The 25,018-nt window shown below is 67.5% G+C and carries 22 protein-coding genes; 10 read left to right on the top strand and 12 right to left on the bottom strand.

Annotated features, from left to right (window positions below):
- Window positions 1-70 precede the first annotated feature (70 nt).
- Complete coding sequence (locus J2X70_RS00765) at window positions 71-460, bottom strand: hypothetical protein (protein ID WP_025877588.1); 390 nt, start codon at window positions 458-460, stop codon at window positions 71-73.
- A gap of 128 nt (window positions 461-588) precedes the next feature.
- Window positions 589-3,096, bottom strand: coding sequence for an ATP-dependent helicase HrpB (gene hrpB / locus J2X70_RS00760; protein WP_309908389.1), 2,508 nt, complete (start codon window positions 3,094-3,096; stop codon window positions 589-591).
- A gap of 68 nt (window positions 3,097-3,164) precedes the next feature.
- Between hrpB and J2X70_RS00755 the strand changes: the two genes are divergently transcribed.
- Complete coding sequence (locus J2X70_RS00755; RefSeq protein WP_309908387.1) at window positions 3,165-3,962, top strand: TatD family hydrolase; 798 nt, start codon at window positions 3,165-3,167, stop codon at window positions 3,960-3,962.
- An 89-nt stretch (window positions 3,963-4,051) separates the two neighbouring features.
- Here the strand turns inward: J2X70_RS00755 and J2X70_RS00750 are convergent, their stop codons facing one another.
- The 4 genes from J2X70_RS00750 to J2X70_RS00735 form a co-directional block, all read right to left on the bottom strand.
- A complete protein-coding gene (locus tag J2X70_RS00750; RefSeq protein ID WP_309908386.1) occupies window positions 4,052-4,975 on the bottom strand; it encodes an NAD-dependent epimerase/dehydratase family protein in 924 nt (307 codons plus the stop codon).
- 4 nt (window positions 4,976-4,979) lie between these two features.
- Window positions 4,980-5,918: a 2-dehydropantoate 2-reductase gene (gene panE / locus J2X70_RS00745; RefSeq protein WP_309908384.1), complete on the bottom strand. Its 939-nt coding sequence runs from the start codon at window positions 5,916-5,918 to the stop codon at window positions 4,980-4,982.
- A gap of 692 nt (window positions 5,919-6,610) precedes the next feature.
- Window positions 6,611-7,411, bottom strand: coding sequence for an ABC transporter permease (locus tag J2X70_RS00740; RefSeq protein ID WP_088101854.1), 801 nt, complete (start codon window positions 7,409-7,411; stop codon window positions 6,611-6,613).
- Complete coding sequence (locus J2X70_RS00735) at window positions 7,408-8,376, bottom strand: ABC transporter ATP-binding protein (protein WP_051501690.1); 969 nt, start codon at window positions 8,374-8,376, stop codon at window positions 7,408-7,410. Before J2X70_RS00735 ends, J2X70_RS00740 begins: the two co-directional genes overlap by 4 nt.
- Before the next feature lie 84 nt (window positions 8,377-8,460).
- On the opposite strand from J2X70_RS00735, the gene J2X70_RS00730 reads away from it, so the two are divergent.
- Window positions 8,461-9,210, top strand: a complete 750-nt coding sequence (locus J2X70_RS00730; protein WP_025877574.1) for a ferredoxin--NADP reductase — start codon at window positions 8,461-8,463, stop codon at window positions 9,208-9,210.
- A gap of 64 nt (window positions 9,211-9,274) precedes the next feature.
- On the opposite strand, the gene J2X70_RS00725 is transcribed toward J2X70_RS00730, so the two are convergent.
- From J2X70_RS00725 to J2X70_RS00715, 3 genes are all read right to left on the bottom strand, one after another.
- Entirely contained in the window at window positions 9,275-10,447 is a 1,173-nt protein-coding gene (locus J2X70_RS00725; RefSeq protein ID WP_025877570.1) for a lytic polysaccharide monooxygenase, read from the bottom strand.
- A 215-nt stretch (window positions 10,448-10,662) separates the two neighbouring features.
- Window positions 10,663-11,832 carry a lytic polysaccharide monooxygenase gene (locus J2X70_RS00720; protein WP_025877568.1) on the bottom strand — a complete coding sequence of 390 codons (1,170 nt, stop codon included), beginning with the start codon at window positions 11,830-11,832 and terminating at the stop codon, window positions 10,663-10,665.
- 236 nt (window positions 11,833-12,068) lie between these two features.
- A complete protein-coding gene (locus J2X70_RS00715; protein ID WP_309908381.1) occupies window positions 12,069-12,554 on the bottom strand; it encodes a DUF1203 domain-containing protein in 486 nt (161 codons plus the stop codon).
- A 271-nt stretch (window positions 12,555-12,825) separates the two neighbouring features.
- Between J2X70_RS00715 and J2X70_RS00710 the strand changes: the two genes are divergently transcribed.
- From J2X70_RS00710 to J2X70_RS00700, 3 genes are read left to right on the top strand one after another with little or no spacing between them, the layout of a single operon-like run.
- Window positions 12,826-14,352, top strand: coding sequence for an alpha/beta hydrolase (locus J2X70_RS00710; protein ID WP_059065553.1), 1,527 nt, complete (start codon window positions 12,826-12,828; stop codon window positions 14,350-14,352).
- Window positions 14,349-15,095: an ATP-binding cassette domain-containing protein gene (locus J2X70_RS00705; protein WP_059065551.1), complete on the top strand. Its 747-nt coding sequence runs from the start codon at window positions 14,349-14,351 to the stop codon at window positions 15,093-15,095. The genes J2X70_RS00710 and J2X70_RS00705 overlap by 4 nt, the downstream gene beginning before the upstream one ends.
- The gene (locus J2X70_RS00700; RefSeq protein WP_025877563.1) at window positions 15,092-16,276 is read left to right on the top strand and encodes an ABC transporter permease; all 1,185 of its coding nucleotides are present in this window, start codon (window positions 15,092-15,094) and stop codon (window positions 16,274-16,276) included. Before J2X70_RS00705 ends, J2X70_RS00700 begins: the two co-directional genes overlap by 4 nt.
- Before the next feature lie 72 nt (window positions 16,277-16,348).
- Here J2X70_RS00700 and J2X70_RS00695 read toward each other — a convergent pair whose 3' ends face one another.
- Window positions 16,349-17,152 carry a helix-turn-helix transcriptional regulator gene (locus J2X70_RS00695; protein ID WP_309908377.1) on the bottom strand — a complete coding sequence of 268 codons (804 nt, stop codon included), beginning with the start codon at window positions 17,150-17,152 and terminating at the stop codon, window positions 16,349-16,351.
- Between the two features lie 75 nt (window positions 17,153-17,227).
- Here J2X70_RS00695 and J2X70_RS00690 point away from each other — a divergent pair, with 75 nt between their 5' ends.
- Window positions 17,228-17,482: a hypothetical protein gene (locus tag J2X70_RS00690; protein ID WP_140228319.1), complete on the top strand. Its 255-nt coding sequence runs from the start codon at window positions 17,228-17,230 to the stop codon at window positions 17,480-17,482.
- Between the two features lie 74 nt (window positions 17,483-17,556).
- Here J2X70_RS00690 and J2X70_RS00685 read toward each other — a convergent pair whose 3' ends face one another.
- Together J2X70_RS00685 and J2X70_RS00680 are read right to left on the bottom strand one after the other, a co-directional pair.
- Window positions 17,557-18,564, bottom strand: coding sequence for an energy transducer TonB (locus J2X70_RS00685; RefSeq protein ID WP_309908375.1), 1,008 nt, complete (start codon window positions 18,562-18,564; stop codon window positions 17,557-17,559).
- A gap of 200 nt (window positions 18,565-18,764) precedes the next feature.
- The gene (locus tag J2X70_RS00680) at window positions 18,765-19,394 is read right to left on the bottom strand and encodes a TIGR00645 family protein (protein ID WP_127564843.1); all 630 of its coding nucleotides are present in this window, start codon (window positions 19,392-19,394) and stop codon (window positions 18,765-18,767) included.
- 113 nt (window positions 19,395-19,507) lie between these two features.
- Here J2X70_RS00680 and J2X70_RS00675 point away from each other — a divergent pair, with 113 nt between their 5' ends.
- The 4 genes from J2X70_RS00675 to J2X70_RS00660 all read left to right on the top strand — a co-directional run bounded on the left by J2X70_RS00675 (window position 19,508) and on the right by J2X70_RS00660 (window position 25,009).
- On the top strand, window positions 19,508-20,197 hold the full coding sequence (locus J2X70_RS00675; protein WP_033832494.1) for a glutathione binding-like protein: 690 nt from the start codon (window positions 19,508-19,510) through the stop codon (window positions 20,195-20,197).
- Window positions 20,198-20,354: 157 nt separating this feature from the next.
- Window positions 20,355-22,580 (top strand): DPP IV N-terminal domain-containing protein, encoded by a 2,226-nt coding sequence (locus J2X70_RS00670; protein WP_025877552.1) that lies wholly within the window; start codon window positions 20,355-20,357, stop codon window positions 22,578-22,580.
- A gap of 25 nt (window positions 22,581-22,605) precedes the next feature.
- On the top strand, window positions 22,606-23,121 hold the full coding sequence (locus tag J2X70_RS00665) for a cytochrome c oxidase assembly factor Coa1 family protein (RefSeq protein WP_080149602.1): 516 nt from the start codon (window positions 22,606-22,608) through the stop codon (window positions 23,119-23,121).
- 76 nt (window positions 23,122-23,197) lie between these two features.
- Window positions 23,198-25,009, top strand: a complete 1,812-nt coding sequence (locus tag J2X70_RS00660; protein WP_309908370.1) for a DUF885 domain-containing protein — start codon at window positions 23,198-23,200, stop codon at window positions 25,007-25,009.
- Window positions 25,010-25,018 lie beyond the last annotated feature (9 nt).

Raw genomic sequence — 25,018 nt, 5'->3', positions numbered from 1 at the left:
CGGCGTCCGACCCTCGTGCAGCGTCATGGGGTCAGAGCCCTTCCTGCGGAAGGGTTCCGACCCCGGTCAATCAGGCGTCGCTGCCGATATCGCTGTGCTCGTCGACCACGGTGTCGTTGCGGCGATCGCGCGCGTTGATGCGCTGGGCCTGGCCGTTGACCACATGGCCATTGGCGGCCTTCTTCTTCTGCTGCTTGCGGTACAGCGCATAGCCCAGCAGGCCTACGCCCACGGCAGCTGCCGCGATGGTCACCGCCGGATTGCGGCGGGCGAACTTGGTGGCGACCTTGCCGCCGGTCTTCACCGCGCCAAGGGCGGCACCGGTCTTGATCCAGTCGCTGGCCTGCGGGCCGAGGTGACGCAGGCTGCCGCCCGCGCTCTTCAGGCCATCGCCTGCGGTATGGGCCAGGTCGAGGGCGCGCTCCAGGGCGCGGTCGGTGATTACGGTCAGCTTGCTCATGCGGGGGTGTCCTTGCCTCGGGTCGAAGTCCAGTGTCGCCTGTTGCCCGTAAACGGTATGTCAGTCAGGCGGGCGCGTGGTGTGACTCTACCGCAGCCATTCAGGAACGGGCGGGGTGTCGGCGCGCATTACGTCCCGCGCGGCTTGGCCCGGTGGGTCGCCGTAGCCGTCCAAGGGTCGTCCGGCCACGGGTGGCGCGGGTAACGGCCCTTCATCTCCTTCTTCACCTCGGCGTAGGTGTTCTCCCAGAAATTGCGCAGATCCTGGGTGACCTGCAACGGCCGGCCACCCGGCGACAGAAGGTGCAGGGTCAGCGGCACCCGGCCATCGGCGATGCGTGGCGTATCGGCCAGGCCGAACAACTCCTGCAGCTTCACCGCCAGCACCGGCGGCAGCGGCTCGCCGCTTTCGCCGTCCAGCGCGTAGCTGATCGGCCGCTCCAGCCCCGACGGCACGGTGATCCGGGTGGGCGCGTGGCGCTCGACCAGCTGCCGTTGCGACCATTCCAGTGGCGACTTCAGCGCTTCGCCGAAACTGGCCTCGTCCAGTGCATCCAGCCGTGTCCTGCCCGCGAACGCCGGCTGCAGCCACTGCGCACGGTTGGCCAGCAATGCGGCATCACTGCAGTCGGGCAGGCCCAGCTCGGGCATCCAGCGCCGCAGCGATTCCACCCGTGCCTGCCACTGGCGCAGACCGTCGGTCCATGGCAATGCCTGCAGGCCGAGCTCGGCAACGGCGTCGGTCAGTGCCTGCGCCGCCAGCTGCGGATCAACCCGGCCAGCCGAACGGCTGTCCATCACGATGCGGTCGAAGCGTGTTTCGCGCAGCGCGACCAGGGCGCGGCGGGTGTCATCCCAGCGCACCGCGTCTTCGGTCACGAAGCGCTCGGGCCAGTGCCTGCGCAGATAGCCTTCATCCACCGGTGCGGCGCGCAGCAGCAGCGCGTCGCGCGCCTCGAAGCGCAGTTCGCTGGCCACCAGCCACGGTTCGCCCCGCAGGTCGCTCAGTTCATGCAGGCGGGCGCTGCGGCCGTTGGCCAGCAGGTAACGCAGCGGGTCGTTCGGATGCTGGAAGGCAATGCGGTCGGGGAAGGCATGGGCCAGCAGGTCGCCCAGTTCGTGGGCCTCGATGCTGGCGGGCGATGTAGCGTCACAACGCAGGCGACGGCGCCACTGTTTGGCAGCGGCATCGATGGCGGCCAGGCCACTGCGATTGGCATCGGCCGGCGCACGGCCGTTGCGGAAGGCCGCCAGTGCGCGCCAGCGTGCGGCCAGTGCATCACCGCCTTGGCGCAATGGGTCACGAGCTTCCAGCAATGCCGCCAGATCGGCGGCCAACGCCTGCGCGCGGGCATCAGCTGCGGCCAGCAGCATCGCGGCCATCCGCGGATGGGTACCCAGCGCCAGCACGCGACGGCCAAGTGCAGTGATCGCGCCGCTGCTCGACAACGCGCCCAGGCGCTGCAGCAGTTCGCGTGCGGCGGCCATCGGCCCGCTCGGTGGCGGGTCGAGGAAGCGCAGGTCGCTGCTGCCCCAGGCGGCCAGTTCCAGCGCAAGGCCGGCCAGTTCAACCTGGTCGATCTCGGCGCGACGCTGCGGTTCCAGCCGCTGCGACTGCGGCCACAGCCGCCAGGCCACGCCCTCGGCCACGCGCCCGGCACGGCCGGCACGCTGGTCGGCCGAGGCCTGCGCAATGGCGACCACGTCCAAGCGGGTGAATCCACTGTTGGGGTCGTAGCGGGGCTCGCGCGCCTGGCCGCTGTCGATCACCACGCGCACGCCGGGCAGGGTCACCGAGGATTCGGCGACGTTGGTGGCCAGCACCACGCGGCGGCGGCCGTCGCTGGCGGCCTGCAGCACGCGCGCCTGCTGTTCCACCGGCAGTTCACCGTGCAGGGCCAATACGTCCACCGCAGCGCCAGCAAGACTGTCCTGCAGGCCTGCCTGCACGCGCGCGATCTCACGTTGGCCGGGCAGGAACACCAGCAGGTCACCGGGGTGCTCGGCCAGCGCCTGCTGTACCGCGCGCCGCACCTGCAGTTCCAGCGCCTCGTCACGCCGGGCAGGGAAGTGGCTGATCGCCACCGGATAGCTGCGGCCTTCGCTGCTCAGTCGTGGTGCATCGAGGAAGCGTGCCAGGCGTTCACCATCGAGCGTCGCCGACATCACCAGCAACCGCAGGTCATCGCGCAGCTGCGACTGCACGTCCAGCGCCAGCGCCAGGCCCAGGTCGCCACTGAGGTGGCGCTCGTGGAATTCGTCGAACAGGATCGCGCCCACGGTCTCCAGCATTGGATCGTCCTGCAGCATCCGGGTCAGGATGCCCTCGGTGACGACCTCGATGCGCGTGCGCGCCGATACCTTGTTCTCGAAGCGGATACGGTAGCCGACGATGCCGCCGACCTCCTCACCGAGCTGGCGCGCCATGAACATCGCGGCACTGCGCGCGGCCACCCGGCGTGGTTCCAGCAGGATGATCCTGCGACCCTCCAGCCACGGCGCATCGAGCAGCGCCAACGGCACCTGGGTGGTCTTGCCCGCGCCAGGCGGGGCTTCCAGCACCAGCCGCGGGTGCACGGCCAGGTGCTGCTGGATCTGCGGCAGCAGCGGAGAGATGGGGAATTGCGGGGCGTTCATCTGCAAAGGATAAGGGGCCATGGCGGGCACGGGTACAATGCGCGGGTTTTCCTGCCTCTGCTGCCCCCATGCATCTGATCGATATCGGCGCCAACCTGACCCACGACTCCTTCGACCGCGACCGCGACGCCGTGCTGGACCGCGCACGCCGGGCCGGTGTGGTGCAGATGATCATCACCGGTGCCAGCCGCGAGCATTCGCCGCTGGCCCTGAAGCTGGCGCAGCAGCACCCGGGCTTCCTGTACGCCACCGCCGGCGTGCACCCGCACCACGCGGTGGAGTACACCGACGAGTGCGATGCGGAGATGCGCGCGCTGCACGCCCATGCCGAAGTGGTGGCGGTGGGCGAGTGCGGGCTGGATTATTTCCGCGATTTCTCGCCGCGCCCGGCGCAGCATCGCGCGTTCGAGCGCCAGCTGCAGCTGGCTGCAGACAATGGCAAGCCGCTGTTCCTGCACCAGCGCGACGCGCATGCCGATTTCATGGCACAGATGAAGAACTTCGAAGGCCGCATCGGTCCGGCCGTGGTGCACTGCTTCACCGGCGAGCGCCAGGAGCTGTTCGATTATCTCGACCAGGACTGGTACATCGGCATCACCGGCTGGCTGTGCGACGAGCGACGCGGTGGCCACCTGCGCGAGCTGGTGAAGAACATTCCGGCCAACCGGTTGATGATCGAGACCGACGCACCGTACCTGCTGCCGCGCACCTTGAAGCCGATGCCGAAGGATCGCCGCAACGAACCGGTGTTCCTGTCGCACATCGTGGAAGAGCTGGCGCGGGACCGCGGCGAGGATGTGCAGACCACGGCCGCAAACGCCACGGCTGCCACACGTGCGTTCTTCCGGTTGCCGGACGCCGCCTGATCGGCAAACGGTAGTGCCGGCCGCTGGCCGGCAACCTCACGATCTTCGCAGGGATGCCGCAGTTGCCGGCCAGCGGCCGGCACTACCCGTCAGCGGGGAGCGTCCGGATCCGGTAGCGCCGGGCCATGCCCGGCGAGCGAAGCGGCAAGATCCGTCAGCCCTTCCCGATACGTTGGAAACCGCGGCGTCCAGCCCAGCGCGTCGCGCGTGCTGCGGCTGTCGATGCGCTTGCTGCTCTGGTAGAAGCGCCGCAATGTCGCGCTGACTGATGGATCGTCCCAGGCCACCGCGGGTGGCATGGCGAAACCCCCCAGCTGCGCAGCGAAGGCCAGTACATCCTGCGGTGGCGCCGGTTCGTCATCGCTCGGCAGATACAGTGCGTTGGCCATGGGGCGTTGCATCGCGGCGATCACCACCGCAGCCAGGTCGTCCACGTGCAGGCGATTGAACACCAGCCCTGGCCGCACCACGTGCCGCGCGCGGCCCTGCGCCAGCTGCAGCAGCGCGTTGCGCCCGGGTCCGTAGAGGCCCGGCAGGCGGAACATCGCCGAGGCGATACCGCTCGCATCCGCCAGCGCACGCCATTGCGTTTCGGCGAGGCGACGCTGCATGCCTGCCGGCCCGGTGGCATCGGCCACGCTGTGCTCATCGATCCAGCCACCGTCGCGGTCGCCGTAGACCGAGGTCGACGACAGGTAACCGAGCCAACGCAGTGAACTGCTGTCGCGCAACGCGGCATGCAGCAGGCGCAGCGCCGGGTCGCCCTCGGCATCGGGAGGGACGCTGCACAGCACCCCGTCGGCATGGGCAATCGCAGCGAGCAGGCTCGGGGCAAGCGCGGCGTCAGCACGCAGCTGATGACGCAGCAGGCCATCGTCAGGTGCCGACGCCGGATCGCGCACCGTGCCTTCCACGTGTACGCCCTGGGCCTGAAGGCGCGCGGCCAACACGCGGCCACTCCAGCCCATGCCGAGGATCAGTACGCGCTTCGGCAACGGGCCAGGCATGTTCATCGGATCACACCGAGCGCTGGGCCTGGTAGGCCTGCAGGCTGCTGTAGGCGACCTGCAGCAGCAACGCTTGCTGGCCCGCGGCGCGCGCACGCGCCAGCATGTCGCCGACGATCTGGGCCGCTTCCACCTGCTGGCCTGCTTCCAGGTCGCGCAGCATCGACGCCTTCAACGCCGAGCCGGCCTGGGTCAGGGTGCCACGCGCGGTGTCCTGCGCCGCCTGCGGCACCGGCTCACCCGCTGCTTCGGCCACCGCCAGGCATTCGTCATAGAGCCCACGCACGATGGCGTCGCCGTCGTCGGTGGCCACGATCGTGCCGATGTCCGCACGCAGCAGGCAGGTGGCCGCCGCCAGCGCGGTGAGGAACGTGTACTTGATCCACTGTTCCTGGCCGATGTGCTCACTGGCCAGATGATCGAGATTGGCCTGCGCACACGCTGCTGCGAACGCCTGCACGCGCGCGGAGATCGCACCGCCATCGCGTTCGCCGAAGGTCAGCTTGGCCGGCTTGCCCAGGTGCAGCACGGCGCCATCAGGCGCCTTGGTCGCACTGATGAAGCACAGACCGCCGAGCACGGCGTCGCGGCCGAAGCGCGCGTCGAGCGCGTTGTAGTGATGCAGGCCGTTGAGGATCGGCAGCACGGTGGTACCCGCGCCCACCGCCGGGGCGATGGCATCGATCGAGCTGTCCAGATCGTAGGCCTTGCAGCTGAGGATCACCAGATCGAACGGCTTGTCCGCAGCCAGCGCAGGCAGGGCATCAGCGATGACGTGCTGTACCGGGAACGTGGCATCGCCCACCGGGCTGCGCAGCACTAGGCCATCACGATCCAGCTGCGCGGCGCGCGCGGGGCGCACGAGGAAGGTCACGTCCACGCCAGCCTGGGCCAGGCGACCACCGAAGTAACCGCCGGTACCGCCGGCGCCGAGGATCAGGATACGCATTGCACGCTCACTGCAGTTGGGGGATTCACTGCAGCGATTGTGCCGGAGTTTGCGGCCAACGGCTGAGCCCCTCGTGGTGGTTCGCGCAAAGCGCGGTCCATGAGGCTGGCCGGGTGGGTAGGTTGCGCAGGGGACGCCGTAAATACGTCCCTGTAGGCTCGGTCGCCGCATCCATGCGGCTCACGCCCCTGCACAACCTACCCACCCGGCCACGGACGTGTTCCGTGTGCGTCCACCACGGAAAACAAAGAAGAAAATCAAAAGCAACAGCGGGTCGCTTCGCTCGTTCCTCGCGATCATCTTTCCGATGGATCTATATCCATCAGCTCACAAACGAAAAGAGCCGAGCAGATGCTCGGCTCCATCGCGAATGCTTCATCCACGCATGGCGTGGATCTACTGTGTCGACCAGGGTCGACACCCACCAACAGCAGCACAGACGCCGTTCCGACAGCAGCGGAAAACTGTCGAAGGCGGGGTGGTGTCGGGTTGCGGGGTGTCCGCGCCATGGATGGCGCGGCCAAGCCTACAAGGACGTACTTGCGGCGTCCCCGCAACCCGACACCATCCCGCCATCCCACGGATATCTCGCTTTTGACGTTGACGTTGCTGTTGCTGTTGCTGTTGCTGTTGCCGGCCAGCGGCCGGCACTACCACTGCGGGTGCAGGGCCGCAGGCCCTGCAGAACAGCCTCAGCTGCGCATGCCCACGCCACGGCGCAACAACCACAGCGCCAGCGCCGTCAGCACCACCACGAAACCGATCATCAGCGCATACGCCACCACCACCGGCACATCGCTGCTGCCCAGCAGGCCATAGCGGAACGCGTTGACCATGTAGAAGATCGGGTTCGCGTGCGTGGCCGCCTCCGCCCATGGCGGCAGCAGCTTCACCGAATAGAACACGCCGCCCAAGTAGGTCAGCGGAGTCAGGATGAAGGTCGGCACGATCGCCACGTCATCGAACTTCTTCGCATACACCGCGTTGATGAAGCCGGCCAGCGAGAAGATCGTCGCGCCCAGGATCACCGTGGTCAGCGTCACCAGCGGATGCGGGATGCGCACCGGAGTGAAGAACATCGCGATGATCAGCACGATCACGCCCACCATCAGGCCGCGCAGCACCGCACCGGCCACGTAGCCCCACAGGATCACCCAGTTCGGCATCGGGCTGACCAGCAGCTCTTCCACGTGGCGGCCGAACTTGGCGCCGAAGAACGAGGAGCTGATGTTGCCGTAGCTGTTCTGGATCACGCTCATCATCACCAGGCCCGGCACGATGAACTGCATGTAGGTGTAGCCGCCCATGTCGCCCACGCGCGAACCGATCAGGCCGCCGAAGATCAGGAAGTACAGGGTCATGGTGATCGCCGGCGGTACCAGGGTCTGGCCCCAGATGCGCATGATGCGGGCGACTTCGCGGCGCACGATGGTCATCAGTGCGATGCGGTTGCGCTGGCCGTCGGTCAGGACCGGGGTCGGGGTGCTGCTCATGCGGACGTCTCCTGGTTGCCGGTGAGGCGCACGAACAGTTCCTCCAGGCGGTTGCTCTTGGTACGCATCGAGCGCACGCGGATGCCCGCCGCGTTCAGTGCCTCGAACACGCGGTTGAGGTCCATCGCACGTGGCATGTCGATGTCCAGCGTATGGCCGTCGGTGGCGGTCAGGGTTGCCCCCTCGATCACCGGCAACTGGGCGGGCAGGGTGCCGTCGATGTCCAGCAGGAAGCCTTCCACGTCAAGCTTGGCCAGCAGTTCGCGCATCGGGCCCTGGGTGACGATCTGGCCGTGGTCGATGATGGCCAGGTTGCGGCAAAGGTGCTCGGCCTCTTCCAGGTAGTGGGTGGTGAGGATGATCGTGGTGCCGGCGGCGTTGATCTCCTTCAGCACCCGCCACATGTCGCGGCGGATCTCGATGTCCACGCCAGCGGTCGGTTCGTCCAGGATCAGCAGGCGCGGCCGGGTCATCATCGCGCGGGCGATCATCAGCCGGCGCTTCATGCCACCGGACAGGGTGCGGCTCATCACCTGCGCCTTCTCCCACAGGTGGGCGCGCTTGAGCTCGACTTCGGCCATCTGCTCGGCTTCGGCGCGCGGCACGCCGTAGAAGCCGGCGTAGTTCACCAGGATGTCGAAGGGCTTTTCAAACAGGTTGAAGTTGATCTCCTGCGGCACCAGCCCGATCAGGCGCATGGTGGCGCTGCGGTTGCGCACCAGGTCGCTGCCGAACACTTCCACCTGGCCCTCGCTGAGGTTGACCAGGGAACTGATGATGCCGATCAGGGTGGACTTGCCGGCACCGTTCGGGCCCAGCAGGGCGAAGAAGTCGCCCGGGGCCACTTCCAGCGAGACCCCTTTCAGGGCCTGGGTGCCGTTGTCATAGGTTTTACGCAGGTCGCGCACGCGCAGGGCGGGCGCCGTATCGTTCAGGGAAGCCAAGCTCGAAGCCTTCGCGCCCATGGGCTGGCGCTGGAGAGGGGCGGGGAAGGTCTATTATAGAAGACCCCGAGGGCTTGCCCCGGCTACACACTGTCCCGAAAAGTCGTGCCTGTCCAATTCCCCATCAAACTGGTCGACCGCCGCATGCTGGCGCCCTCCATCGGCCATTACCAGTTCGTGCGTGACGACGGCCAGCCGCTGGATTTCCAGCCCGGCCAGTTCATCCAGGTCCATTTCAGCTACGCCGATGGCACCGAAACCAAGCGCAGCTACTCGCTGGCGACCATCCACGACCACGCGCTGGGGCCAGGCGAGGCGGTGGATATCGCGGTCAGCTTCGTACCCGGTGGCGCCGCCACGGCGCTGTTCGAGGCGCTGGACATCGGCGGCCAGGTCAGCGCGTCCGGTCCCTACGGTCGGTTCTGCCTGAACCCGGGCGACCACAACGGCCGCTACCTGCTGATCGCCACCGGCACCGGCGTCACCCCGTACCGCTCGATGCTGCCGTTGCTGGCAACGGCGATGGCCGAGCGGGGTGTGCAGGTGGTTCTCCTGCAGGGTGCGCGCAGCCCGGGTGAGCTGCTGTACAGCGATGATTTCTACAGCTTCGCCGAAAAGCACCCGAACTTCCGTTATGTGCCTTGCCTGTCGCGGGAACTGCCAGCCGAGCCGCACCCGGACGTACACCATGGCTATGTGCAGCAGGCGCTGGCGGCGTTCACGCCGGACCCGGCCACCGACATCGCCTACCTGTGCGGCAACCCGGACATGGTCGACGCCTGCGCCGAAGCGCTGAAGGCGGCGGGCCTGGGTAATCCGCAGATCCGCCGCGAGAAGTACGTCAGCAGCAAGTAGTGCCGGCCGCTTGCCGGCACCCCACGCACCGGAGGCGGCATCACGCCGCCCCCGGGACCATGCCTCAGTACGGCACCCACGCATCGCGCCAGGCCGAACCCACGCCCGGCCGGTAGGCCTCGGCGTTGACGTTGCACCACGCGCCTTCCGGGAACGGGCGGCAGGCGTACAGCTTGCCGTCGGTGCCCTTCACCACGGTCTCGCCGGGCTTGTAGCTGCCAAGTCCGGCCGGGTACACGAAGTCGTAGTCGCCACCCGGCGGTGGATCCACAGGATCGACCGGATCCGGAACGCGCGTGTCGAGCTGGAACCGATGACCCGGCTTCAGATAGACGCGGTTCTCGGTGGCCGAGGCGATCGGCCTGATCACACCATTGTTCATCACACCAACGCGCGCCTGCTGTGCACTGGCGTTGACCGCATGGGCCAGAGCCAGCGGCCACTGGTTCGCCGCAGTCTGGCCGGCGGCCAAGGTGATCTCCGGGCGCTCCAGATCGTTGCCTTGGGCGTTGAACACGCGCAGGGTCAGGGTGGTGCCCACTTCCAGCGCGCCGCGGGCGGTGACCGGACCGGCATCCTGCCATTGCGGTGGCGGCTCGACGCCACCGCCTCCCTCGAAACGCACGTCCATGCAGGTATAGAAGGCCTCGGCCGAATCCGAGCGCTGCCAGGTGTTGTAGATCAGGTGCTGGCCGCTGCGCTGGGGCAGTGGGCAGTCCAGCTTGTAGACACCGCCCGCGGACAACGGGACGTCGCCCAGCGTGCAGAACTCCTGCAGGTCGGCCCAGCGCAGCGGGCTGCCCGGCTGCCAGCCATCGCGGGTGACGTAGAACTTCCATTCGCGGGTGGCATGCGGGGCGGAGGCAAGAAATTCAAAGGTGTAACGGCCGTTGCCATCGGCGCGGATCGGCGTGGTCGACCAATCGGACCGGTCCAGATCCAGGCCGCGGTACTTGCTGTTGCCACCGCTGCACAGCTCGCCGTCGGGAACGACTGCCTGGTGGTTGCCATTGGCATTGGCCTGATTGATGCCGGCCCAGTCGTAGAAGGGCTGTGCGCCGCCGATGTCCTTGGCCGCAGCACAGGCGGGGTTGGTCGGCTGCTCTGGATTGCCCTGGTAGCAGGCGTACACCCGGCTGGTGGGTTTGGACATGGTGCCGTGTGCCAGCGCGCTGGCAGAGGCGCCCAGGCTGGCGATGGCAGCCACCGCGAGAGCAAGTCGATTGAGCGGTTGCATGATGGGGTCCTGTGGACGGTGGAAGGTCCAGCGAGTCTCCACACGATGCACAGCGCTAACCATTCAACGATTCCGAAAAGCTGCAGGCTGCGACGGGATGTGCAGTGCCTGCGCGAACGGGTTAACACTTCAAGCCGGACCCGCAGGCCTGCCTCTGCCCCATTGCAGAAGCGGGGCGGCACGCGCGCGCCGCCCCCGCTCAGTCACTCAGTCACTCAGTACGGCACCCAGGCATCGCGCCAGGCCGAACCCACACCCGGCCGGTACGCCTCGGCATTGACGTTGCACCACGCGCCTTCCGGGAACGGGCGGCAGGCGTACAGCTTGCCGTCGCTGCTCTTCACCACGGTCTGCCCGGGCACGTAGCTGCCGATACCGGCCGGATACACATGGTCGAAATCACCGCCGGGTGACGGCGTACCCGGATCTGGCACCTTGGTGTCCAGCTGGAAGCGATTGCCATCCTTCAGGTACACGCGGTTGTCGGTGGCCGAGGCGGTGGGCGTGATCGCGCCGTTGCTGAGTACGCCGACGCGCGCATGCTGGGCACTGGCGTTGACCTTGCGCGCAAGCGCCAACGGCCACTGCGCCGGCGTGGTCTGGCCTGCGGCCAAGGTGGCTTCCACGCGTTCCACGTCGTTGCCGTTGGCATTGAACACACGCAGCGCCAGGGTGGTGCCCACCGGCAGCTCGGTACGTGCAGTCACCGGCCCGGCATCCTGCCACTGCGGCACCGGCGTGGTACCGCCGCCGCCTTCAAAGCGCACGTCCATGCAGGTATAGAACGCTTCGGTGGAATCGGCGCGCTGCCAGGTGTTGTAGATCACATGCTGGCCGCTGCGCTGCGGCAGCGTGCACTGCAGCTTGTAGGTGCCATCGGCCGACAGCGGCGTGTTGCCCAGCGAGCAGAATTCCTGCAGGTCGGCCCAGCGCAGCGGGCTGCCCGGTTGCCAGCCAGCGCGGGTGACGAAGAACTTCCAGTCGCGCGTGGCGTGCGGGGCGGTCGCCTTGAACACGAAGGTGAACCTGCCGTTCGCATCGGGCTGGATCGGTGTGGTCTGCCAGTCGCTGCGCTCCAGGTCCAGGCCGCGGAAGGTCGGGTTGTTGCCGCTGCACAGCTTGCCGTCGGGCACCACGGCCTGGTGGTTGCCGTTGGCGTTGGCCTGGTTGATGCCGTTCCAGTCGTAGAACGCCTGCGAGCCGGCCACTGCCTTGGCGGCCGCGCAGGCCGGGTTGGTGGGGTTCTCCGGGTTGCCCTGGAAGCAGGCATAGACGCGGCTGACCGGGGTGATCATCGTGCCGTGTGCAGCGGCGTTGCCGGCAACGCCAACACCGGCGCCAACGAAGACGGTGGCCAACAGCAATGGGGTGTATCGCAGAGACATGGCGCATCCTTGTGGTCGTCGAAGGGAGCGGTGACCGCAGCACCCACGCCGTATCGCGCGACGGACGATGAGCGGTACCGCCGCGAGTATCGAGCTGCAACACGCAGTGGGAAACCACGTCAATGCCGATCCGTGACTACGTGTGTGAAGCCCTTCCCGCAGGCTTCACGCCACACTGAACGAACACGCTGGCGGTCACGCCTGCGGCGCGGCGACGATCACGTTCCCGTGCAACGTCATTGCCGCGGGGGGCCGACCCGATCCACCTGGCACGAAAAGCATCCATGTCCTGCGTTGTGCAGCTGCACGAAGGCCACCGTTGTATCGGCGAACAGCCGGTCCAGGTGCGTGGCAACCTCGGTGCCCTGGCAGACCCGGCCGCTCAGCATGAAGTCCGCGCTGTCATAGGCGCGCACCGAGATCAGCCGACGCTGCACGTAGGCAGGTACCACGCCCGCTGGCAGCACGCAGCGGGTTGCACCGCGCTGCACGAAGATCGGGCCCGAGGCGCGGTATGGCGAATGCGTGGCCAGGTGTGTGTAGGGCAGCAGAAGCAGTTCTGCACCGGCAGGCGCGTCGGTCAGGCTGACCCTGCAGGGGTAGCCGCCGCTGTCGCCGGCGCGTCGGCGCACGATTCCCCGCGCGGCCAGCGCATCATCGCTGGATTCGAAAAGCGCCTCGAACGGCTGGTGGTCGATGCCACTGAGTTGCCACGGATGCATGGAGTGTCTCCCGGTTCTGCGCGCATTCTGCCGGCGCCACGGGTCGCCTGCTCGCCATTTTCCGCCACCTGATCGCGCTGGCCGATACCACCCTGGACCGGGCAAAGGCCGAGGGTCGCAACCGTCTGGTGGCCGTGCCGACGCCGGCCCAGGACATCCGCCTGTCGCCGCCAGCGCCCGGCGCGTGTAAGTTGGGCCACATTCGATTGGTCACATCTGCCGCGGCACACCGTCGTGGTGGACAGGAACATCCCCAGGGGAATCACGCACGATGCAAAGACACCATTTCGCGCGGGCCGGGTTGCTGGCCAGCATGCTGATTGCCGGCTGCAGTGCACCGCCGCAGGCAGGGTCCGACGGCGCGGGCGATACACCCAGCCGCCGCTACGGCCAGATCGATTTCCGCCCCTGCACGCTGGCCACCGAAGGCGCCAATGCCAACGTCGAGGCGCAGTGCGCGACGTTCCAGGTGCCCGAAGACCGGAGCAGGCCGGATGGCCGCAGGATCGATCTGCGCGTGGCCTGGCTGGAGTCGGGCAACAGCGGTTCGGGCCTGCCGGACCCGGTGTTCTTCCTGGCCGGCGGACCTGGCCAGGCGGCCAGCGAGGTGGCCGTCATCGTCGATACGGCACTGCGCCAGGTGCGCAAGCAGCGCGACATTTTCCTGATCGACCAGCGCGGTACCGGCGGCTCCAATCCGCTCAGCTGCCTGGGCGCGGACGGCAAGGAGCTGCCGATGGATGAAGACGCTGCGCCCAGCGAGGCACTGCTGCGCGAGTACGCCGAGCGCTGCGCTGCGTCGCTTAAGGACCGTGCCGACCCGCGCTTCTATACCACCGCCGAAGCCATCGCCGATCTGGACGCGGTACGCCAGGCGCTGGGCGCCAACACGCTGAACCTGGTCGGTGGCTCGTACGGCACCCGCGTTGCCCAGCGCTACGCGGCCGCGTACCCGCAGCACACCCGCAGCATCGTGATCGATGGCGTGGTACCGAACGAGCTGGTGGTCGGCGGCGATTTCGCCACGACCTTCGACAACGCGATCACCCTGCAGTCCGAGCAGTGCCGCAAGGACGCTGTCTGCAGCAAGCGCTTTCCGGTCGACACCCGTGCGCAGCTGCGCAGCGTGGTGGAAACCCTGCGCCGCGCGCCGGTCACGGTCGACTACCGCGACCCCGGCACCAACGCACCGCGGCAGGAGGTGCTGACCCCGGACAGCGTGGTCGGCCTGGCGTTCGCCTTCTCCTACGTACCGCAGTACTCCTCGCTGTTGCCGCTGGTGCTGGATGAAGCGGCACAGGGTCGCTATGCACCACTGGCGTCGCTGGCGCGCGGTGCGACCCGCAGCATGGATTTCCAGATCAACCGCGGCATGCAGTGGTCGGTGATCTGCAGCGAAGACGCTCCGCGCTACCAAGCGCCGGCCGAAAGCAGCGACAGCCTGGTCGGCCCGGAAGTGGCGCGCGCGTTCTTCGCCGCCTGTCCGGTGTGGCCGCACCAACCGGCCGCGGCGGCTGCGGCAGTGCCGCTGCACAGCGACCTGCCAGTGCTGCTGCTGTCCGGCGAACTGGACCCGGTGACGCCGCCGCGTTACGCCGAGCAGGTGCTCAAGGGCCTGCCGAAGGGACGCGCGCTGGTTGCCCGCGGCCAAGGCCACGGCACCCTCACCGCCGGCTGCATGCCACGCCTGCTCGGCCAGTTCATCGACACCACCGATGCCAAGGCGCTGGATGCCAGCTGCCTGGACACGCTGAGCTACGTGCCGGCGTTCACCTCGTTCAACGGATGGGCCCCATGATCGTCGCCGACAACCTGCACAAGGCCTTCAATACCCGCACCGGTCGCATCCAGGCGGTGGCCGATGTCGGCTTCCGCGCCGAGGACGGCCGCATCACCGGCCTGCTCGGGCCGAACGGCGCCGGCAAGACCACCACCATGCGCATGCTGTACACGCTGATGACGCCCGATGAAGGCTGCATCACCGTCGATGGCATCGACGCGGCCCGCGATCCGGTGGAAGTGCGTCGCCACCTCGGCGTGCTGCCGGATGCACGTGGCGTCTACAAGCGGCTGACCGCACGCGAGAACATCGCCTACTTCGGCGAGCTGCATGGCCTGTCCGCATCGCGCATCCGCGAACGCATCGAAGTGCTGTCCCATGCGCTGGACATGGCCGACATCCTCGATCGGCAGACCGATGGCTTCTCGCAGGGCCAGCGCACCAAGACCGCCATTGCCCGCGCGCTGGTGCACGACCCGCGCAACGTGATCCTTGATGAACCCACCAACGGCCTGGACGTGATGACCACCCGCGCGCTGCGCCGCTTCCTGCTGGGCCTGCGCGAGGAGGGGCGCTGCGTGATCCTGTCCAGCCACATCATGCAGGAGGTCGGCGCGCTGTGTGACCACATCGTGATCATCGCCAAGGGTACGGTGATGGCCGCCGGCAGTGCCGATGAACTGCGCGCGCAGTCCGGCGAGCCCAACCTGGAAGATGCGTTCGTGAAACTGATCGGCAGCGAAGAGGGCCTGCACGCATGAGCATGATGTCGACCCTGATGACGGTGATGCGCAAGGAACTGCGCGACCTCTCGCGTGACCGCCGCACACTGCTGCTGACCCTGCTGTTCGGCCCCGTGCTGTACCCGCTGCTGATCCTGGGCATGGGCAAGCTGGCGGAAAGCCGCGTGCGGATCCAGATCGAACAGCCGCTGCAGATTCCGACCATCGGTGCGGAGAATGCGCCGAACCTGGTGCGCTTCCTGGCGGCGCAGGGATTGAACGCCGCGCCGGCACCGAAGGATCTGGCCGAAGCGATCCGCTCGCAGGAGATCGACGTGGCCCTGCGCATCAGCCCTGAGTTCGGCAAGGACTGGGCCGATGGCAAGCCCGCGCTGGTGGAAGTGATCCGTGACAGCACCCGTCGCGCCGCCGAAGTGCCCAGTGCGCGCCTGCAGGCGGCCCTGGCAACCTACAACGGCCAGGTTGGTGCGCTGCGGCTGATGGCGCGTGGCGTCGACGCCCAGGTTGCACGACCGCTGGATGTGGCCACCCAGGACATGGCCAGTGCCGAGGCCAAGCGCGGCATGATGCTGTCGATGCTGCTGCCGGTGCTGCTGACGCTGACCTCGTTCATCGGCGGCGCGTACCTGGTGATGGATGCCACCGCCGGCGAGCGCGAACGGCAATCGCTGGAGCCGTTGCTGGCGACCCCGGGATCGCGCAGTGCCATCGTCAGCGGCAAGATCGCCGCCGCCTGCGTGGTCGGCTTCGCCTCGTTGCTGCTGACCTTGATCGCGTTCAAGGCCAGCGCACAGATCGCGCCCGGCAACGTCGGCAGGCAGCTCAACATGAACATCGGCTCGATGCTGCAGATGCTGCTGGTGATGGTGCCGATGCTGCTGATCGGCACCTCGTTGCTGACCTTCCTCTCGGCTGCGGCCAAGAGCATGAAGGAAGCGCAGAGCCACATGACCTGGCTGGTGCTGCTGCCGATGCTGCCCGGCTACGCGCTGATGGCTTACCCGGTGAAGAGCGAGCTGTGGCAGTACGCGGTGCCGTTCCTGTCGCAGAACCAGATGCTGCTGAAGGTGATCCGCCACGAGGACATCAGCCCGACCATCTGGGCGATCTACCTCGGCGCCAGCCTGGCGCTGGCCGCCGTGCTGTGGTTCGCCGCCGTGCGCCGCTACCACAACGAGCGGCTGGCGATTTCCGGCTGAGTGGAACCGGTAGCGCCGGGCCATGCCCGGCGGATGTGGCACGAGGCCCGGTCATGCCGGGCCTCGTGCATTTCAGCGCTGTGAAGCGTTTCCTTCTGCATACCGCGCCGGCGTCACTCCCATCTCGCGCTTGAATATCGCGATGAAAGCGCTGGGCGTGTCGTAGCCCAATGACAGCGCCACGGTGGTGACGGATTCACCGGCCAGCAATCGCGGCAGGGCCAGCAGCACGCGCAGGCGCTGCCGCCAGCGGGTCAGGGTCATGTTCGTTTCGGCCTGCCAGCGGCGGGCGAGGCTGCGACTGGACAGGCCGCTGGCGACTGCCCAGTCCTCGACGGTGCGGGTGTCATGTGGCGCACGTGCCAGGGCGGCGGCGATGCGGCGCAGGCGGCGGTCGCTGGGTTGCTGGAGTGCCAGCGGCAATGGCGTGCCGGCGGCGATCTCATCAATGATCACCCCAGCCAAGCGCTGTTGCCCCGCATCCAACGCCTGCCCGCACCAGTGCAGTGCCCGCGGCACCGCCACCTGCAGCAGGTCGCTGGGCTGGAAGATGCGCGGTGCATTGGGCAGTCCCGCGCAGGCCGCCTTGCTGAAGTACAGGCTCCAGCCATCGAAGCTGCCGATGCTGGAAAGTGCATGCGGATGCTGTGGCGGAAGCCACGCCACGTGCCCGGCCGGAAGCAGCCAGTGGGTGTCGCCCACCTCGATCCGCAACAGGCCGGTGTGGGCGCCCAGCAGTTGCCCGCGCGCGTGCTGGTGGCGGGCGGTGCGCCGTGAACCCGGCATCGCCAGCTGCGTGCCGAGCAGGGCCGGCCCCTCACTGCCATCGGCCAGTGCAGGATCGATCAGTGGTGTCTGGAATGTCTGTTCTGCCATATCGATTGGCAGTTATACGGCAGAACGGTCGGTGGCGAGCGTCGACACTGGGCGTCCATCTCCCAGGAGCACGCCATGCAGCCGCACGACATCCTTCCCGACCACCAGAACGAGGTGCAGGTGAACGGCCTCACCGTGCGCAAGGGCAGCGTCGGCGCCTTTCTCGCCACCGTGCGGGAGTGGCAGGACCCGGCCCGTGATGCCGACCTCCGTGCCACCGCCGAAGCCGATCTGCGCAGCCTGCTGCCCGGGCTGCACGCGCTGGGCCTGTTCCAGGTGCTGAGCGCGCGTGATCCTGCGCTGCAACGGTTGATCGACAGCGCAGCCTGAAACGCACAAGGCCCGGACATGCCGGGCCTTGCTCCAGAACCGCCGGGCGCGGCCCGGCGCTACCGCCTTGGGCATCAGCCGCCCGGTGCGAACACCAGCGTGCGGCGGGTGGTGACCGGGGCCGTGACCGGCTCAAAGCGCCAGCGCTTGACCGCGTTGAGGGCTTCGCGATCGAAGACACGCGATGGCGTGCCGCGCAGTACGCGCGCATTGGTCACCGAGCCGTCGGTGCCGACGGTGATCTCCACGAGGACTTCGCCGGAGGTACCCGAACGCAGTGCTTCGGCCGGGTAACGCGGGGCTGGCGTGCTGACCGGGCGCAGGCTTGGTGCAGCGGCGGTCGCGGCCTGGCGGGCGGCGTTGGCCTGCTGCGCAGCGGCCTGCTGCTGCTTCTGCTCGGCATCGCGACGCGCGGCAGCCTGGCGCTCGGCTTCCTGGCGCTCGCTGTCACGGCGGGCAACGTCCTGCTGCGCAGCAATCTGCTTGGCCGCTTCGGCTTCCTTGGCACGCTGTTCGGTCAGGCGCTGCTGCTCGGCCAGCTGCTTGGTGCGGTCTTCAGCGTCCTTCTTGACCTTCTCGGTCTCGTCTTCGGTGCGCTTGGCGGCAACCTGCACGCCCTTGGTCAGGCCTTCCTTCAGGCGCGGCAGGGCCGGGGCCGAGGCATCGACCTTTTCGATCAGGGCGACCAGCCGCTGCGCTTCAGTGAAATCCTCGCGGCCCAGATGCTGCTCGGCGGCGATCAGGGTGTACGGCAGAAGATCGGTCAGCGCGCTCTTCACCGAGGCATCGTCCGGCGTCTTGTCGCGCAGTGCCAGGTAGTACTCGATGGCGTTGTCGCCGGCCGGGGCGTACATGCGGTTCTCGCGCAGTGCCTGGCTGGCCGATTCGCGCAGCTGCTCGGTACCCATCGACTGCACCTTGGCGGCCACTGCCGGTGCGGCTGGTGCTGCAGCGGCGGGAGCGGCGGCGCCCTGCGCGGCCGGAGCCGGTGTTTCATCCTTGCCCGAGCAGGCAGCCAGGGCCAAAGCCAGAGCGACCGGCAACCACCGGCGCGCGGCAGCGATCATTGCGACGTGCGACATCCTGCTCCCCTCTAAGAAGACGACGTTACGAAAAACGTAGATACGCATGGCCGGGACGCAAGGTCCGGGCGTGGCGGGGGACGTTTCCCAGCGTCACCGTCGCCTGTAGCGAGGGTGCAATCTAGCATCCCGGCCACCCTTGCGCACAAGGGCCGGGAGCGGAGCCGGCAACGGCAGTCGTGCCGCCGCCGGCGTTGATGTCAGTGCGCGACAGCCTTGCTGTGGCTGTTGGACATCAGCTTGTCGGTCCAGGCGATGCCGATGGCCGAGAGGATGAACACGCAGTGGATGATGGTCTGCCACAGCACGCCATCGGGGGTCAGGGTGGTGCAGGTATCGGCGCCGGCGTTGTAGAAGCTTGCCGATGCCGACGAAGCCGCCGCAGCCCATTGCTCCGGCTTGCACAGCGGCAGGCCGTTCAGCGGGCTGGCTGCGATGAACGTCTTCAACAGATGGATCGAGGAGATGCCGATGATCGCCATCGCCAGCTTCACCTTCAGCACGCTGGCGTTGACGTGGCTCAGCCATTCCGGCTGGTCCGGGTGGCCTTCCAGGCGCAGGCGCGAGACGAAGGTTTCATAGCCGCCGACGATCACCATCACCAGCAGGTTGGAGATCATCACCACGTCGATCAGGCCCAGCACGATCAGCATGATCTGCTGCTCGCCCATCGACACCGAGTGCGAGATCAGGTGCCACAGTTCCTTGCCGAACAGGAACACGTAAACGCACTGGGCAACGATCAAACCCAGGTACAGCGGCAGCTGCAGCCAGCGGCTAGCGAAGATCAGGCTGGACAGCGGGGACAGTAGCGGTCGGTTTGCACTCATGCGGAGGATGCTGCGTTTCGGGGGAGAGGCGAGGTTACCGGCCCGCCATGACGGTGCCAAGCCAACGCACGCACTAGACTTCAGGTTCCTTTCCGTACCCCAGAGCCGCCGCCATGATCGACCTGTATTACTGGCCTACCCCGAACGGCCACAAAGTGACCCTGCTGCTGGAAGAAGCCGGCCTGGAGTACCGCATCCACCCGGTCAACATCGGTTCGGGCGACCAGTTCAAGCCGGAGTTCCTGGCCATTTCCCCCAACAACAAGATGCCGGCCATCGTCGACCACGCCCCGGCCGACGGCGGTGCCCCGCAGAGCGTGTTCGAGTCCGGTGCGATCCTGCTGTACCTGGCCGAGAAGACCGGCCGCTTCCTGCCAGCCGACCCACGTGGCCGCGTCACCACCCTGGAATGGCTGTTCTGGCAGATGGCCGGGCTGGGCCCGATGAGCGGGCAGATGGGCCACTTCAATGTATACGCGCCGGAGAAGATCCCGTACGCGATCGAGCGCTACGACAATGAAGTGCGCCGCCTGCACGGGGTGATGGACAAGCGCCTGGCCGAGCACGCCTTCCTGGCCGGCGAGGAGTACACCATCGCCGACATGGCCAGCTACCCGTGGGTTGGCGCCTACGACAAGCTGCCGGCGGACTTCGACGCGTTCCCGAACCTCAAGCGCTGGCACCAGGCCATCGCCGCCCGCCCGGCGACCCAGCGCGCCTATGCGCTGCGCCAGCAGGTCAACCCGGACGCGGGCAAGCCGCTCAGCGACGAAGAGCGCAGGCACCTGTTCGGCAAGCGCTGACCCGGGAAGGTGGGTGCCGACCGTTGGTCGGCACTCATTATGGGAAGACCTCATGGGCAGAAGGTCATGCTGTCTTCCTGCACCGCCTTGGTTAGGATGGACGCTGACCGTCCCGCGCCTGTCGCGGTGGCGGACCTGCCGTTTGCCGGGACCCTCCATGCGCCATCTGTTCGCCTCGCTCGCCCTCATGCTTGCCACCAGTACCGTCGCCCACGCTGAAAAACTCACCCTGGAAGCCATCACCGGCCCGCTGCCGTTGTCCGGCCCGACCCTGATGAAGCCGAAGGTGGCGCCGGATGGTTCGCGCGTGACCTTCCTGCGCGGCAAGGACAGCGACCGCAACCAGCTGGACCTGTGGAGCTATGACATCGGCAGCGGCCAGACCCGCCTGCTGGTGGATTCGAAGGTGGTGCTGCCCGGCACCGAAACCCTCAGCGACGAGGAAAAGGCCCGCCGCGAGCGCCAGCGCATCGCCGCCATGACCGGCATCGTCGACTACCAGTGGTCACCGGACGCGCAGCGCCTGCTGTTCCCGCTGGGCGGCGAGCTGTACCTGTACGACCTCAAGCAGGAAGGCAAGGCCGCGGTGCGCCAGCTGACCCACGGCGAAGGCTTTGCCACCGACGCCAAGCTGTCGCCCAAGGGCGGCTTCGTCAGCTTCATCCGCGGCCGCAACCTGTGGGTAATCGACCTGGCCAGCGGAAAGCAGATGCAGCTGACCGGGGATGGCAGCACGACCATCGGCAACGGTGTCGCCGAATTCGTCGCCGACGAGGAGATGGATCGCCATACCGGTTACTGGTGGGCACCCGACGATTCGGCCATCGCCTACGCCCGCATCGATGAAAGCCCGGTGCCGGTGCAGAAGCGTTACGAGGTCTATGCCGACCGCACCGATGTGATCGAACAGCGCTACCCGGCCGCCGGCGATGCCAACGTGCAGGTGAAGCTGGGCGTGATCTCGCCGGCCGAACATGCGCAGACGCAGTGGATCGACCTTGGCAAGGAACAGGACATCTACCTGGCCCGCGTCGATTGGCGCGATCCGCAGCACCTGAGCTTCCAGCGCCAGTCGCGTGACCAGAAGAAGCTCGACCTGGTGGAAGTCACCCTGGCCTCGAACCAGCAGCGCGTGCTGGCCCACGAGACCAGCCCGACCTGGGTGCCGCTGCACAACAGCCTGCGTTTCCTCGACGACGGCAGCGTGCTGTGGTCGTCCGAGCGCACCGGCTTCCAGCATCTGTACCGCATCGACAGCAAGGGCAAGGCCACCGCGCTGACCCACGGCAACTGGTCGGTGGATGAACTGCTGGCGGTCGATGAAAAGGCCGGCCTGGCGTACTTCCGTGCCGGCATCGAATCGGCGCGCGAAAGCCAGATCTACGCCGTCCCGCTGCAGGGTGGCCAGCCGCAGCGCCTGTCGAAGGCGCCAGGCATGCACAGCGCCAGCTTCGCGCGCAACGCCAGCGTGTACGTGGACAGCTGGTCCAACAGCAGCACGCCGCCGCAGATCGAACTGTTCCGCGCCAATGGCGAGAAGATCGCCACCCTGGTCGAGAACGATCTGGCCGATCCCAAGCATCCGTATGCACGCTACCGCGACGCGCAGCGCCCGGTCGAATTCGGCACGCTCACCGCGGCCGACGGCAGGACGCCGCTGAACTACAGCGTGATCAAGCCGGCAGGCTTTGATCCGGCCAAGCGCTACCCGGTGGCGGTGTACGTGTATGGCGGCCCGGCCAGCCAGACCGTCACCGACAGCTGGCCTGGCCGTGGCGACCATCTGTTCAACCAGTACCTGGCCCAGCAGGGCTATGTGGTGTTTTCGCTGGACAACCGCGGTACCCCGCGCCGCGGCCGTGACTTCGGCGGCGCGCTGTATGGCAAGCAGGGCACGGTGGAAGTGGCCGACCAGCTGCGCGGCGTGGCGTGGCTGAAGCAGCAGCCGTGGGTGGACCCGGCGCGCATCGGCGTGCAGGGCTGGTCCAACGGCGGCTACATGACCCTGATGCTGCTGGCCAAGGCGTCGGACAGCTACGCCTGTGGCGTGGCCGGCGCACCGGTCACCGATTGGGGCCTGTACGACAGCCACTACACCGAGCGCTACATGGACCTGCCGTCGCGCAACGACGCCGGTTACCGCGAAGCACGCGTGCTGACCCACATCGAGGGCCTGCGCTCGCCGCTGCTGCTGATCCACGGCATGGCCGACGACAACGTGCTGTTCACCAATTCGACCAGCCTGATGAGCGCGCTGCAGAAGCGCGGCCAGCCGTTTGAACTGATGACCTACCCCGGTGCCAAGCACGGACTGTCCGGTGCCGACGCACTGCATCGCTACCGCGTTGCCGAAGCTTTCCTGGGGCGTTGCCTGAAACCTTGATCATCATCCGGGAAGGAGCCCGCCCATGACCCTGCCGCCGCCGATTCCTGCGCCCTCCACCCTGGCTTCCGGCTGGTGGTGCCGGCATTGGCGTTGGGCGATGCCGTTGGCGGTGCTGCTGTTCCTGGCCGCACTGGGCGGCGCCATCGCCTGGAGCGTGCTGCGCTGGACCGAGGCCGCGCACGACAGTGCGCCGATGCGCGAGGCCATGCGCCGCGCCGGCTGCAGCGTCGAACTGGTGCAGGTATTCGGGGAACCGCTGCAGGCCGGCACGCTGCCGCTGGGCAGCATGCAGACCGCCATCAACGGCGAGCGCGATGTCGGCCTGACCGTGGCGCTGGAAGGGCCGCATGCGCACGGCCGCCTGTTCGTGAAGGGCACCCGCAGCGACGACGTGTGGGATTACCCGGTGATGTACGTGCTGGCCGAAGACAAGCAGACCTTCGACCTGAGCGCGCTGGATGATGCCGAGGCGGCCGGCGAATGCGAACTGCAGGCCTGCCGCGATCGTGGCGAATGCGCGCTGACGGCAGCGCTGTAGATGGCGTGACCTCCAGCCGATTGTCGCCATCGTCGTGAGCGCGTAAGTTGCGGGCAACCCTTTGCTGGAGTGTCCCATGAAGCCGATCGCGTTGGCCGTTGCCCTGGCCCTGACCGCCGCCCCGCTGCTGTCGGCCCCACCGGCCCTGGCCGCACCGGCCACCAAGGCCACCAAGGCCTCCACGCCGGCCAGCCCGGGCTGGGTCGCGCGCAGCAATGCACTGGCGCAGATCCTGCTTGATGCGCAGGGGCCGTTCCAGCCCGAGGAGACCGGCTTCTTCGGCGTGCCCGGCTACGACGACAAGGTCGCCGACCTCGGCCCTGACAACGACCAGCGCTACCGCGCCGCGATGGCCAAGGCCCGCGACGAACTGAAGGCCAAGCTGGCCAGCGAGAAGGATCCCAACGTCCGCCAGGACCTGGAGATCATGATCGCCGCCGCCAACCAGAGCATCGAAGGCAGCGAGCTCAACCAGAAGTACCTGCTGCCGTGGCGTGATGCGCCGCAGAGCGTGTTCAGCGGCCTCAACCTGCTGCTGTCCGACCAGGTGCCGGCCGAGCGCCGGGCCAAGGCGGTCGATCGCCTCAAGGCGTATGCGGGCCTGCAGCCGGGCGGCACCGCGTTCACCACGCTGGCCCGCCAGCGTTACGAAGAGCGGTTGAAGGACAGCACGCTGCTGCAGCCGACGAAGATCGAAGTGCAGCAGTCGCTGGACAACGTCGAGACCTACATCACCGGCATCGAGTCGCTGCTGAAGAAGTACCAGGTCGCTGGTGCCGACGAGGCGATGAAGGCGCTTGCCGCACAGATGAAGGACTACGCCGCATGGACCCGCAAGGAGGTGCTGCCGAAGGCACGTGCCGATGCGCGCCTGCCGGCTCCGCTGTACGCCTACCAGCTCAAGCAGGTCGGCATTGATATCGACCCGAAGCTGCTGATGCAGCGCGCGCAGCTGGAGTTCATGGAAACCCGCTCGGCGATGCGCCAGCTGGCGCCGCTGGTGGTGAAAGAGAAGGGCCTGAAGGTCAGTGATCCGAGCGACCCGGTGGCGGTGATCCGCGCGCTGAAGGGCGAGAAGATTGCCGATGACCAGCTTGAAGGCCACTACCGCAAGGTGATCGATGCCATCGATCCGTTGATCCGCGAACACCGCATCGTCGACGTGCCGCAGCGCGCGATGCAGATGCGCTTGGGCTCGGCCGCCGAAAGCGCTGCCAGCCCGGCACCGCACTTCCTGCCTGCGCCGCTGGTCAACAACACCGGGCAGCAGGGCACCTTCGTGCTGCCGCTGGGCAACCCGGCCGCCGGTGCGGGTGCGCAGTACGACGACTTCAACTTCGGTTCGGCGGCCTGGACGCTGAGCGCGCATGAAGGCCGCCCGGGCCACGAGCTGCAGTTCACCGCGATGGTCGAGCGTGGCGTGTCGCTGGCGCGCACCATGTTCGCGTTCAATTCGGTGAACGTGGAAGGCTGGGCGCTGTATGCCGAGGCGGAGATGGTGCCGTACGAGCCGCTGGACGGGCAGATGATCGCGCTGCAGTTCCGCCTGCTGCGTGCCGCCCGCGCGATGCTGGACCCGATGCTCAATCTCGGCCTGACCGACCGTGCCAACGGCGAGCGCGTGCTGATCGAGCAGGTGGGTCTGTCCAAGGCGATGGCCACCCAGGAACTGGACCGCTACATGGTGCGCATGCCGGGCCAGGCGGGCAGCTACTTCTACGGCTACACCCGCATCCTCGAACTGCGCATGCAGACCGAGCTGGCACTGGGCGCGAAGTTCGACCGCCTGGCGTTCAACAACTTCCTGCTCGACCAGGGCCTGTTGCCGCCGGACCAGCTGGCCGAAGCCGTGCAGCAGCAGTTCGTTCCGAAATACAGGAAGAACTGACCGGTAGTG

Origin of the sequence: Stenotrophomonas sp. 1337 (assembly GCF_031455455.1) — a bacterium.
GTDB classification, from domain to species: Bacteria; Pseudomonadota; Gammaproteobacteria; order Xanthomonadales; family Xanthomonadaceae; genus Stenotrophomonas; species Stenotrophomonas indicatrix.
The sequence above is the reverse complement of the archived record's forward strand: the minus strand, read 5'-3'. Positions and strand labels throughout refer to the sequence as shown.